Genomic DNA, 13,040 nt, shown 5'->3' on the forward strand with positions numbered 1-13,040 from the left:
CGAATGCACGAGCTTGACCGCCGTATTTTTTAGAAAGTACAGAAGTAATAGCTGCAGTTAAAGTTGTTTTACCATGGTCAACGTGACCGATTGTACCAACGTTAACGTGGGGTTTTGTACGTTCAAATTTTTCTTTAGACATCTTAATGTTCCTTTATTAAATCACTCCCCTTCTAAATAAAAGGGAAGTGTTACTTTATTTATATAAAAATTATTTCGCTTTACGAGCTTCAATAATTGCTGTAGCAATATTGGTTGGCGCTTCATTGTACTTCAAGAACTCCATAGAGTAAGAAGCACGACCTTGTGTTTGTGAACGAAGATCTGTTGCATAACCAAACATTTCTGAAAGTGGAACTTGTGCTTTAACTGTTTTACCAGTAGCGGTATCTTCCATTCCTTCGATCATACCACGACGACGGTTTAAGTCACCAATTACGTCACCCATATAATCTTCTGGAGTTTCAACTTCTACTTTCATAATCGGTTCTAAAAGCACTGGTTTAGCTTTCATGAAGCCTTCTTTAAATGCCATTGAACCGGCAATTTTAAATGCCATTTCTGATGAGTCGACATCATGGTAAGAACCATCAAAGATAGTAACTTCAACATCAACAATTGGGTAACCAGCAAGAACACCATTTTTCATTTGTTCTTGACAGCCTTTATCAACTGCAGGGATGTATTCTTTAGGAACCACACCACCAACAATTTCATTGTTGAATTTGTAGCCTTCGCCGCCAGCTTCCAATGGTTTGATTTTTAACCACACATGACCATATTGACCACGACCACCAGATTGACGAACAAATTTACCTTCTTGTTCAACTTCATTACGAATGGTTTCACGGTAAGCAACTTGTGGTTTACCAACATTCGCTTCAACTTTGAATTCACGTTTCATACGGTCAACGATGATTTCTAAGTGAAGCTCACCCATACCAGAAATGATTGTTTGACCTGATTCTTCATCTGTGTGAACACGGAATGAAGGGTCTTCTTGTGCTAGTCGACCTAAAGCAAGACCCATTTTTTCTTGGTCAGCTTTGGTTTTTGGTTCAACTGCAACTGAAATTACTGGTTCAGGGAATTCCATTCTTTCAAGAATGATTGGTGCGCTTTCAGCACAAAGAGTATCACCAGTAGTCACATCTTTTAGACCGATTGCTGCAGCAATGTCACCCGCGCGAACTTCTTTAATTTCTTCACGTTTGTTAGCGTGCATCTGAACGATACGACCAAAACGTTCTTTTTTATCTTTAACAGAGTTAAGAACAGTATCACCTGAGTTTACAACACCAGAGTAAACACGGAAGAATGTTAAGTTACCAACAAATGGGTCAGTTGCAATTTTGAATGCTAATGATGAGAATGGTTCATCATCACTTGAATGACGTTCAGCTGCTTCACCATTTGCTAATTCACCTTTAATTGCAGGTACATCAGTTGGTGCAGGTAGATATTCAATAACTGCATCAAGCATGAATTGAACACCTTTATTTTTAAAGGCACTACCACAAGTTACTAAGATGATTTCATTAGCAAGTACGCGTTCACGTAATGCAGCTTTAACTTCTTCTTCAGTTAACTCTTCACCACCAAGGTATTTTTCCATTAACTCTTCACTTGCTTCAGCCGCAGCTTCCATTAAGTAAGCACGCCATTCTTCGACTTGCTCAACCATGTCAGCAGGTACATCTTCATAAGTGAATGTTACGCCTTGATCAGCATCATTCCAGTTAATTGCTTTACGTTTAAGTAAATCAACTACACCAGTAAAGCCTTCTTCTGCACCGATAGGTAAAACTAAAGGAACTGGTACTGCTGCTAAACGAGTTTTGATTTGATCAACAACACGTAAGAAGTTAGCACCCATACGGTCCATTTTGTTTACGAAAGCGATACGTGGAACTTTATATTTGTTTGCTTGACGCCATACTGTTTCTGATTGAGGTTGAACACCACCAACCGCACAGTAAACCATTACTGCACCATCAAGAACACGCATAGAACGTTCTACTTCGATTGTGAAGTCAACGTGTCCCGGGGTGTCGATAATGTTGATACGGTGTGGTTCAAATTGTTGACCCATACCAGACCAGAATGCAGTTGTTGCAGCAGAAGTGATAGTAATACCACGTTCTTGTTCTTGTTCCATCCAGTCCATGGTAGCTGCGCCATCATGAACCTCACCAATTTTGTGACTTACACCAGTGTAAAACAAAATACGTTCAGTTGTTGTTGTTTTACCTGCGTCAATATGTGCACTAATACCAATATTGCGGTAGCGTACTATAGGGGTTGTACGAGCCATATTAATCCTCTACTTAGAATCGTTTGCTTAATAAAATATCATTTAGGTTGGCTGACAGTCGATATTTACTACCAGCCAAATCCTCAGCCATTTAATTGAATGGCTAAAATTACCAACGATAGTGTGCAAACGCTTTATTAGCTTCAGCCATACGATGAACATCTTCGCGTTTTTTCACAGCGGTACCTTTGTTTTCAAAAGCATCCATAAGTTCATTCGCTAGGCGTAAAGCCATTGATTTATCGCCACGTTTACGTGCTGCATCTACAATCCAACGCATTGCAAGTGCATTACGACGAACAGGGCGCACTTCAACAGGAACTTGGTATGTAGAACCACCAACGCGACGAGACTTAACTTCTAGAGTTGGTCTTACGTTATCTAATGCAACTTCGAAAGCTGCTAAGTGGTCTTTTCCACTACGCTCAGCTAATTTATCAAGAGCTGAATATACGATTGATTCTGCGATAGATTTTTTTCCATCTATCATTAAAATATTTACAAATTTCGCCAGCAAATCTGAACCGAATTTCGGATCAGGTAAAATTTTTCTTTGACCAGCAACATGACGACGTGGCATTGGAATACTCCGTTTATATGTTATAAATTTTTCAGGTTTACCCAAAACTCAAGTGAGTTAAATGGAATTATTTAGTTTGGCCTTACTTAACGGAGTTCCATTAAGCTTTAGGTCGTTTCACACCGTATTTAGAACGGCTTTGTTTGCGATCTTTAACACCTGCGCAGTCTAATGCACCGCGAACAGTATGATAACGAACACCAGGTAAGTCTTTAACACGACCACCGCGGATTAAAATCACGCTATGTTCTTGTAAGTTGTGACCTTCACCACCGATATATGAAGTTACTTCAAAACCGTTGGTTAAACGTACACGGCATACTTTACGTAATGCTGAGTTTGGTTTTTTCGGTGTAGTAGTGTAAACACGTGTACAAACACCGCGTTTTTGCGGGCATGCTTCAAGAGCAGGAACGTTACTTTTTACTTCCTTTAGTGCTCTCGGTTTGCGTACCAGCTGATTAATTGTTGCCATTAATAAGCTCCTGATTAATTAAAATAAATTTAAAATTGCTTTTTAGATACGTAATTAATAACTGTAGACCAAAAATTATGTATATAAGTTTTGGGTCGCAAGATTCTAGACCCCAACAGCCATAATGTCAAGTATTACCACAAGTTCTTTGCCTGTTTCAATTAAATTTTATTAGTATTAGGTAAAAATAATAAAAATGTTTTAATTTTATTTTGTTACTCTTTTTGTTGTTTAAATTATTTAATGTAATTTATGCTTATTTTGATATCACTCATGTTTAGTGATTAAGAAGATCGCCAAAAAGCTAATTAGAGTGAGTATTTTTTATAAAATTGATCGATTTCATTTTATGTCAGTTAATATTATGTGATTTTACTCAAATTTTTATACATTAAAAAACAGTAATAATATATTGATTGTGAACATATTTAACGTGTAACAATGATGAATATAAAGAATGAATCTTACAAAGTTGTTTTATTATTTAATGCAAATAATATCTACGATCGACAAATTCTTAAAGGTATTGGCGATTTTTTGAAATTAAATAATATTCACTGGAATATTTATATATCAGAAACTCTGCGTTACGATAAAAAAGCTTCTTTCCATTTAGATTGTGATGGCATTATTGCTAATTTTGATGATCCTGATATTGAAGATTTGCTTACCAAGGTTGATATTCCGATAATTGGTGTGGGTAGCTCGTATCATGATGATTTTAGTTATCCTAAAGTTCCTTATGTGGCGGCTGATAATTATGCCATCATTGAAAGTGCTTTTAATCACTTATGCGATAAAGGAATACATCAATTTGCTTTTTATAGTATACCACCAACTCGATATTGTCGTTGGGCAGGCGTAAGGGAAAAAATCTTTGAAAAAATTTTAACCCAGAAAGGTTATCAAGGCGTTATCTATCAAGGAATGATAACTTCTTTAGATAATTGGCAAGAAAGTTTAGATAAATTGTCCAAATGGTTATTATCATTACCTGTTAATACCGGTATTATCGCGGTAAATGATGCTAGAGCGCATCATATTTTACAAGCTTGTGATATGGTCGGCTTAAAAATACCAGAAGAACTATGTTTGATTGGTATTGATAATGAAGAAGTGATAAATAATTTATCAATGGTTTCTTTATCGACCGTAAAACAAGGCACAGAAGAGATGGGCTTTAACGCAGCGAGTCTATTGCATAAACGCTTAACTAAAGGGAAAGTTTCCACCTCTCCTTTATTGATTGAACCCAAAAAAATTATTGCGAGGCGTTCAACAGATTATCGTTCAATACAAGATCCGTATGTTATTCAAGCAATGCACTATATTCGAAAATATGCCTGTAAAGGCATTAAAGTTGAGCAAGTTATTTCTGATATGCAAATTTCTCGGTCTAATTTAGAAATACGTTTTAAAGAGTCATTAGGTAAAACCATTCATTCAGTGATTCATGAAGAAAAGTTTAATCGAGCTAAATATCTATTAATTGAATCATCATTGTCTATTCAGGCTATTTCTCAGCAATGTGGATATCCATCAGTACAATATTTTTATTTTTTATTTAAAAAGTTTTATGCAATGACTCCTAAAGATTTTAGAAGTAAATTTGCAACCATTAATCATCTATAGGCGTCATATTATTAAGATCATTTTTTATAAAATGAAAGGAAAACAGAATATTTATTCACATTTTCCTAACTTCTAGATGTTTATCTTTTTACTGAACGGATTGAAAGTATTGATATTCCTCCCAACATTGCAAAAACAAAGGACGTAATAAATATTGCTCCAAAACCGAATAGTGATATTACACAAGCTGCAATTATTGGTGCTAAAGCTTGAGTTGCTGTATTACCTAAATTATAAACGCCTAGAAAGAATGCAACCCTATTTTTGTCGGGAATAACTTCTAAATTTAATAAATTATCTAAAGAGTTCCAAACACCCATACCAATTCCAGCTGCGAATGCATAAATCAAAATACCAATATGATTAGGAGCAATAACTAAACTTAACGCGCCAATACCTAAAAATATTGTTGATAACCCAACTGGAATTTTGAGAATTTTCAATTTATCGGAGATTGGTCCAGCAATGAATCCCATCAAAATGCCAAATATAAGCATAACCAAATTAATTAACTGAATTGAGTTTTGAGTTTCAGATGAGTCAGTATGCATAAAGTCAGTCATAATAAATAGCAAATAACCGGTGATTGTAAAATTGCCAATTCCTTGAAAAAGTTTACCTATTAATGCTAGGTAGTAATCACGACCAATTGACCATCTCGGAAATATAGCTAACGAGCTTTTTTGTTTATTATCATCTTGTTTTACCTGATTTTGGTTTTTTTTGTCCAAATTAGAAGGTTCACGAACAATAAAGACTGATATTAATGTACCGATAAAAGTGATTATCCCAAATACAATGAAACCTAATCGGAAACTACCTAAGAACATTGCAGCAATAATTGTAAATCCATTATTACCCAGTGCCATACCCAGGCCACCATAAGCACCTGATGCGGTTCCTTTTTTATCCTCTGCCGCAAAATCAAGCCAAGCAACCATTGGCGCCACAATAAAATTTAAGGCAGTTTGCGCTAATATCCAACAAAATAATAAAAAGGGTATACTGTTGGCGGTTGATGTTAATATCATTGATAACATAAACCCAATTGCTCCAATTATAATCCATGGTGTGCGACTGCCAAATCTAGAATAAGTCCTATCAGATACATAACCTGCCAACATGTTTGATATTGTTGCAGCAACCATACCACAACTTGAAAATAGCGCTAATAATGTAATTTTATTTGTTTCATCAAGTTGTTGAATTAAAGCGGGTAAAAATAGACTGGCTGCTGCAATGTAGGGACCTAACCAAGTGGCAGGTCCAATAATAAGTCCAGGAACTAGTCGAGTTAATGGAATTGTTATTTTCATGATGTCTTCCTTAATATTATTGATTATTTTTCACGTAGTAATAATCAAAATCGGCGTAGGATTGATGTTGGTAGGTATCAACTGAGGCGATAAAATTAAATAATCCTGTAAAACCACCTATTTCTCCAGGTTCTCCATTTACTCCTTCATCAGACAAATAAGTAGCATCTATCTGATTAATGATATTATTCCACTCCTCTTTCTCAATTCGATAAAAGAGTGAAACAAATCCATCTCGATATGATAATTTGAGTTCAACTTGTTCATTAGGTATTACTATTCTATGATTAACAAATTCAATTCGAGTCCCAAGTTTTGCTTGTAAAATAGTAAGGATGGTAGCGTTTAGTTGTTCACTGTGAGTTAAATGTAAGTAGATCCAATTATTAGAATCATAATACACTCCAACTCCAGCCGTTTGTGAATAATGCTCAGGATGAAACTCTACTTTAGTTTGAATATCATAATTAAAAGATGTTGCTCTTGTTGCCATAATTGATGGGTTAAATTGGGAGAATAGTGAATTTTGTCCATATATTCGCAAATGTCCCGGTCGTTCATGGGTATTTACCCAATTAGGTGTTTGCGCTCTATATGGTGTCATAAATTCTAATTGATACTCTTTATCAAAATCATCAATAACATCATGGCTGACTTCGCTACCAATAGGTAATGAATAATCAAACTCCATTTTAGCTAAATTTGTTCCGTCGGCCATTTCTAACCAGCCATCATTGGTCCATCTCATCTTTTGTATGGACGTTTCTCGACCCAAAGGATTTAACAATGTCCCACTAAGCGGTCTAGACATTAAGTGAGCAATGTACCACTCACCATCTTGTGCCTCAAATAATGAACCATGACCGGCTTTTTGCATTATTGAATTTGGATTGTACATTTCAAAATGCCCCGCATCGGGGTCACCTAATGAAAATAAATGATTGGGTGATGACGTGACTATTGGTTCTCTTGACGGATGTGGTTCATAAGGTCCATAAATATTTTTAGAGCGACCTATTTCAATGCCATGAGCATAACCAGTTCCTCCGGCTGCAATTATTAGATAATAATAGTCGAATTTTTTATAAATTTGTGGAGCTTCAGAACATCCTCGAGTAGTAAATCCATTGGTCACTCTTGTCCATGGGCTAATGATTTTACCTGTATTTAAATCTACTTCTGCTATTACTATATTCCCAGGTGCTTGATAACCTTGGCGAGTTTCCCATTCTAAGATCGTTAAATAATGTTTGCCATCATCATCGTGAAATAATGCAGGGTCAAAACCAATGGAAGTAAAATAAATAGGATCTGACCAAGGTCCTTTTATATTATCTGCATGAATTGCATAAGCATCAGCATTAAATTCTCTTCCAGCCATGCTTACCATATGAGAATAAATTAACCAATATTTTTTATTGATCGGATCATAAGATAAATGTGGAGCCCAAATACCTGCAGGTGTATTGGTTCCAGAAAGTTTAATTTCACCATTTTTAAAAATATAATCAACTAGTTTCCAATTTGATAAATCATTAGATTGAAAAATTTGTATTGAAGGGTGCCAATGGAAAGTTGATGTAGCAATATAGTAAGTATCATTGACCCGTATAATTGATGGATCAGGTGACATGCCAGGTATAATTGGATTTTTTATTTTAGGCATTTTTTAAAACTCCTTGCATTATTTTATTGATAAGAGAAAATCTTTATATTTGTGATTGAACTATAATTTATCTGTTAAAACTTTTTTATTATCAAATTTGGTTTTCAGATTACGATATTTTGTTAATGAGAGATTGATCACATTCCTAGTGTTATGAACATAAATAGGTGGTGAGTTAATTTTAACTTATTAAATATTTTGTCAATTTTTCTAAAAATTGAACGCTGTAGTTAGAATTCTGCATGTTTTTTTCATGCCGGGTTGATGGGTTTGAATTATTGGCAATAGTGGTAATAACGTTTGACTAAATATCATTTAACTAGTGAAGATGTTTGGTTAACGGCAGAAAATCATATAAATATGAACTTCTGCTGGTTAAATATTAAGACATTAATGGTTTTAATTGTTGATAGATTTTTCTAAAAATTGAACGCTGTAGTTAGAATTATGCATGTTTTTTCATGTCGGGTTGATGGGGTTGAATTATTGGTAATAGTGGTAATAACGTTTGACTGAATATCATTTAACTGGTGAAGATGTTTGGTTAACAGCAGAAAATCATATAAATATGAACTTCTGCTGATTAAATATTAAGACATTAATGGTTTTAACTGTTGATAAATTTTTCTAAAAATTGAACGTTGTTGTTGGAATTGTGCATATTTTTTCATGTCAGGTTGATGGGTTTGAATCATCGGTAATGGCGGTAACAAGGCCTCTAACTGAGTATTTGGATTACATGCAATTTGTGCCAGCTTCGCTGCACCTAAAGCGGGTCCAACTTCGCTTCCCTCACAATATTCAATAGGGTAGCCTGAAATATCACTGATTAATTGTCGCCAATAGCCACTACGTGCCCCGCCACCAATAATCAAAATTTTATCGGGTGAAATACCTGTTTGATGAACAACATCAATACCATCGGCAAGCGCATAGCTGACACCCAATAATACTGCTTTTGCTAGATCTATCTTGTTATGTTGATAAGTTAGACCAAAAAATACGCCTTTTGCTTCAGGATTATTATGTGGCGTTCTCTCTCCTGATAGATAAGGTAAAAAATACACCGGTGGTTTATCGTTAGCTTGTTGTTCTTCAATTGAAGATAATAATGTCGCCACATCTTTAATTTCTAATAATTGGCAGGCCCAATCAAGGCATGAAGCGCAACTCAACATAACCGACATAAGATGCCACCGATTAGGTAGGGCATGGCAGAAACTATGGATTGCTTGTTCTGGCTTGCTGATAAAACGATCCGTAACGGCAAAATAAACACCTGAGGTTCCAAGTGATAACATGGCTTGACCAGATTGATACAAACCGACCCCCACTGCGCCAGCTGAATTATCTCCGCCACCAGCTATCACCGCAATGGTGTTAATTCCCCAATCATTGGCAATTTCATCTGTAACATAACCAGTGACTTGAGTGCCCTCAAACAGAGTTGGCATATGTTTTCGAGTTAAACCGCAAGCATCTAATAGTAAATCACTCCAATCGCGCTTTTCAACATCTAACCACATTGTACCGGCAGCATCAGCCATATCGGATGCAAATTGATTGGTGATTTTAAAACGTAAATAGTCTTTGGGTAATAGTACTTTGTCAATCTTGGCGAATATTTCTGGTTCATGATTTTGTACCCATTTGATTTTGGGTGCGGTGAAGCCCGCCATCATCAAGTTTCCTGTGATTTGTCTTGACGCCGGTACTTGTTGTTCTAATTGATGACACTCGGCATCACAACGTCCGTCATTCCAAAGTATTGCTGGTCTTAATATTTGTGCTTGTTGATCTAAAAGTACAGCACCATGCATTTGCCCACTTAGACCAATGGCTTTTACAGTTTTTAAATTATGTTGCTGACTAAGTTCACGCATAGCCATATCGGTTGCATGCCACCATTGTAAAGGATCTTGTTCAGACCATAATGGATGAGGGCGTGATACAGTTAGTGGTTTTGTAATAGTGGCAACGATGTGTTGTTGTTCATCCATCAAAATTACTTTGATCCCTGAAGTACCTAAATCAATACCAATGTACATAGTTTTCTCCATTGTGTTGCCATCAGAGCTATCGTTATTACCGAATAATGGTAACTATATAGTAGCTCTGACTTTATTATATTCAACAATATTGCTAGCCAAAAATAAACTTATTAACGAGATTTTCTAATTTCTCTTGTTCTCCACTGTATGGTTTTGGTTGTAAATTGTGGGAAAGACTATATTGAGCAATATCTTGTAGCGTCATATTGCCTTGTAATATCTCTTTACCTAAGTTGTTACTCCAACCTGCATAACGGTCAGTGACTTTTTGATTCAGTGCATTATCTTCAATCATTTTTGCCGCACATTTTAATGACAATGCCATGGTATCCATTGCACCAATATGTCCATAAAATGCATCATATTTATCAACACTTTGACGGCGAATTTTCGCGTCAAAATTCAATCCTCCCGTTGTAAATCCGCCATTTTTAAGAATTTCATACATGACAAGGGTATTTTCTTCCACACTGTTTGGAAATTGATCGGTATCCCAGCCTAGTTGTGGATCGCCACGGTTAGCATCAAGTGATCCAAATATATCTAAAGCAAAGGCAGAGGCTACTTCATGCTGGAATGAATGGCCGGCAAGTGTCGCATGGTTGGCTTCGATGTTCACTTTAATCTCTTTTTCTAAACCAAATTGTTTTAAAAATCCATAAATGGTTGCGACATCATAATCATATTGGTGCTTAGTCGGCTCTTGTGGTTTAGGTTCAATAAGTAGCGTGCCGTTAAAACCAATTTTATGTTTGTTTTCAACTACAAGTTGCATAAATTTACCAACTTGTTCTCGCTCTTTACGTAAATCAGTATTTAATAATGTTTCGTATCCTTCTCGTCCCCCCCATAGTACATAATTTTGTCCACCTAGTTTATGAGTTGCATTCATAGCATGTACAACTTGTGTTGCTGCACAAGCAAAAACTTCTGGGTCTGGATTTGTCGCCGCACCAGCTGCATATTTTGGATTGGTGAAACAATTAGCTGTACCCCAGAGTAAGTTAACGCCTGTTTGCTGTTGCTTTTCTAGCAATATATCGGTCATTATTGATAAATTATTGATATATTCCTGAATCGAATTGCCTTCAGGTGCAACATCCACATCATGAAATGCATAAAAAGGTACATTCATTTTATATAAAAACTCAAAGGCAACATCAGCTTTAGCTTTTGCGTTACTTAATGGATCATCATTAGATTGCCATGGATAGTTAAACGATCCTGAACCAAACATATCCGTTCCAGCCCAACAAAAAGTATGCCAGTAACAGATTGAAAAGCGTAAGTGTTCAGCCATGGTTTTACCTAAAATGATTTGACTTGGATTATAATGCCGAAAGGCGAAAGGATTATCAGTTTGTGCTCCTTCGTAATTAATGCGTTCTATTTTGTCATAGTAATGTTTCATAATGTTCTCCTTAATATTGTTTTTAAATTAGATTTTGATTTATTTATTCCAGAACTTTTCAAGTTCTTCTAAAGATTTTCCTTTTGTTTCAGGAAGCCATTTCCAGATAAAAATAGCAGCCATTATGCTAATTACACCGTATAGCCAATAGGCAAAACCGTTATTAAAATGAGATATAAGATAGGTATTTTTATCCATGATTGGAAAAGTCCAAGATACTAGGTAATTTGTGATCCACTGTGCTGCAACAGCAATGGATAAAGCTTTACTTCGGATAGAGTTGGGGAATATTTCTGATAATAATACCCAGCATACAGGCCCCCAGGAGATAGCAAAAGAAGCGATATAAAACAACATTGCAGCAAGAGCAATACTGGCTGATATCTGTAAATAAAATGTAGTGCCTAATGTGATCATGCCTATTGCCATGCCAATGGCACCAATTATTTGTAATGGTTTTCGACCAAATTTATCAACGGTAAAAATAGCAATGGTAGTAAAAGATAGATTGATAATACCAACTACAATGGTTTGTAATAATGCTGAATCAGTACTAGCACCTAATGTTTTAAACACTTCTGGTGCATAATAAAGAACAACATTAATTCCCATTAATTGTTGAAATGCAGATAATAAAATTCCAATGATAATAACCCCTATACCATATTTTAATAATGAGCTACTTTTTTTAACACAGTTGGATGATAGGGAATCGATAATGCTTTTTAATGCTTGATCGGCTTTTTGATTTCCTAAAATGTTAGAAAGAATGTGTTGAGCTTTGTTTGTTTTATTTTGTGCGGTTAACCAACGAGGGCTTTCCGGGACTGTGAATAATAATCCAAAAAATAGTAATGCTGGAATGGCTAAAGATAAAAACATATATCTCCAACCAACTATATTTAACCAAACTTGATCGCCTGAACTTGCTATACCGTAGTTAACACAATAAACTAAAAGTTGTCCAAAAATAATAGCAAATTGGTTAAACGATACTAGCTTACCCCGGATTTCTGCTGGTGCCACTTCAGCTATGTACATAGGTGATAACATAGAAGCTAAGCCAACACCGATACCACCGATGATGCGATAAAACACAAAGTGAGGGACATATTGAGCTAAATAATAAGGTATTTGTTGAGATTCTATTGTACGAAATCCTAGTTCAGGCCAAGCGGATCCAATTGCAGCAATAAAGAATAAAAATGCGGCAATTAGTAATGAATTTCGACGTCCAAAACGATTACTTAAATAACCTCCCATTAAACCGCCAATAATACAACCAATTAAAGCACTTGCTACACAGAAACCTAATAAGGAATTTGCAGCAGTCTCACTTAAATGTTGTGGTTCAACAAAAACTTTAAATATGGATTCAACTGTTCCAGAGATAACGGCTGTATCATAACCAAATAATAGACCTCCTAAAGTTGCAACTAAGGTAATTCGGAAAACATATAGAGAATTATAATGTGTACTCATATTCATACCTGCTTGTTTATCAAATTAGGTTTCAATTAGATCTGAAACTGTTTAATCAATATGCATGAATATTAAGCACAACAACAATTACTAAATTTTGTACTATTTTTATG

10 protein-coding genes are annotated in these 13,040 nt (G+C 35.5%); 1 reads left to right on the top strand and 9 read right to left on the bottom strand.

The window, feature by feature from the left end; all coding sequences use genetic code 11:
• From H3T96_RS13605 to rpsL, 4 genes are all read right to left on the bottom strand, one after another.
• On the bottom strand, nt 1-142 hold a 142-nt coding region (locus tag H3T96_RS13605; RefSeq protein ID WP_232356468.1), incomplete at its 3' end, for a GTP-binding protein.
• Nucleotides 143-211: 69 nt separating this feature from the next.
• Nucleotides 212-2,314, bottom strand: a complete 2,103-nt coding sequence (fusA, locus tag H3T96_RS13610) for an elongation factor G (protein WP_065737966.1) — start codon at nt 2,312-2,314, stop codon at nt 212-214.
• Between the two features lie 109 nt (nt 2,315-2,423).
• Nucleotides 2,424-2,894: a 30S ribosomal protein S7 gene (gene rpsG, locus H3T96_RS13615; protein ID WP_065737965.1), complete on the bottom strand. Its 471-nt coding sequence runs from the start codon at nt 2,892-2,894 to the stop codon at nt 2,424-2,426.
• 100 nt (nt 2,895-2,994) lie between these two features.
• On the bottom strand, nt 2,995-3,369 hold the full coding sequence (rpsL, locus tag H3T96_RS13620) for a 30S ribosomal protein S12 (protein ID WP_025316630.1): 375 nt from the start codon (nt 3,367-3,369) through the stop codon (nt 2,995-2,997).
• Between the two features lie 441 nt (nt 3,370-3,810).
• Here rpsL and H3T96_RS13625 point away from each other — a divergent pair, with 441 nt between their 5' ends.
• Complete coding sequence (locus H3T96_RS13625) at nt 3,811-5,001, top strand: DNA-binding transcriptional regulator (RefSeq protein WP_232356470.1); 1,191 nt, start codon at nt 3,811-3,813, stop codon at nt 4,999-5,001.
• A gap of 80 nt (nt 5,002-5,081) precedes the next feature.
• On the opposite strand, the gene H3T96_RS13630 is transcribed toward H3T96_RS13625, so the two are convergent.
• The 5 genes from H3T96_RS13630 to xylE form a co-directional block, all read right to left on the bottom strand.
• Nucleotides 5,082-6,317, bottom strand: a complete 1,236-nt coding sequence (locus H3T96_RS13630) for an MFS transporter (protein WP_086289348.1) — start codon at nt 6,315-6,317, stop codon at nt 5,082-5,084.
• 16 nt (nt 6,318-6,333) lie between these two features.
• Nucleotides 6,334-7,983, bottom strand: a complete 1,650-nt coding sequence (locus H3T96_RS13635; protein WP_144093359.1) for a family 43 glycosylhydrolase — start codon at nt 7,981-7,983, stop codon at nt 6,334-6,336.
• Between the two features lie 590 nt (nt 7,984-8,573).
• Nucleotides 8,574-10,031, bottom strand: a complete 1,458-nt coding sequence (gene xylB, locus H3T96_RS13640) for a xylulokinase (RefSeq protein WP_144093357.1) — start codon at nt 10,029-10,031, stop codon at nt 8,574-8,576.
• A 94-nt stretch (nt 10,032-10,125) separates the two neighbouring features.
• Nucleotides 10,126-11,445 carry a xylose isomerase gene (xylA, locus tag H3T96_RS13645; RefSeq protein ID WP_144093355.1) on the bottom strand — a complete coding sequence of 440 codons (1,320 nt, stop codon included), beginning with the start codon at nt 11,443-11,445 and terminating at the stop codon, nt 10,126-10,128.
• Between the two features lie 39 nt (nt 11,446-11,484).
• Nucleotides 11,485-12,927: a D-xylose transporter XylE gene (gene xylE, locus H3T96_RS13650; protein ID WP_144093353.1), complete on the bottom strand. Its 1,443-nt coding sequence runs from the start codon at nt 12,925-12,927 to the stop codon at nt 11,485-11,487.
• Nucleotides 12,928-13,040: the final 113 nt, after the last annotated feature.

Source organism: Gilliamella sp. W8136, assembly GCF_016101285.1.
Lineage (GTDB): Bacteria > Pseudomonadota > Gammaproteobacteria > Enterobacterales > Orbaceae > Gilliamella > Gilliamella apicola_N.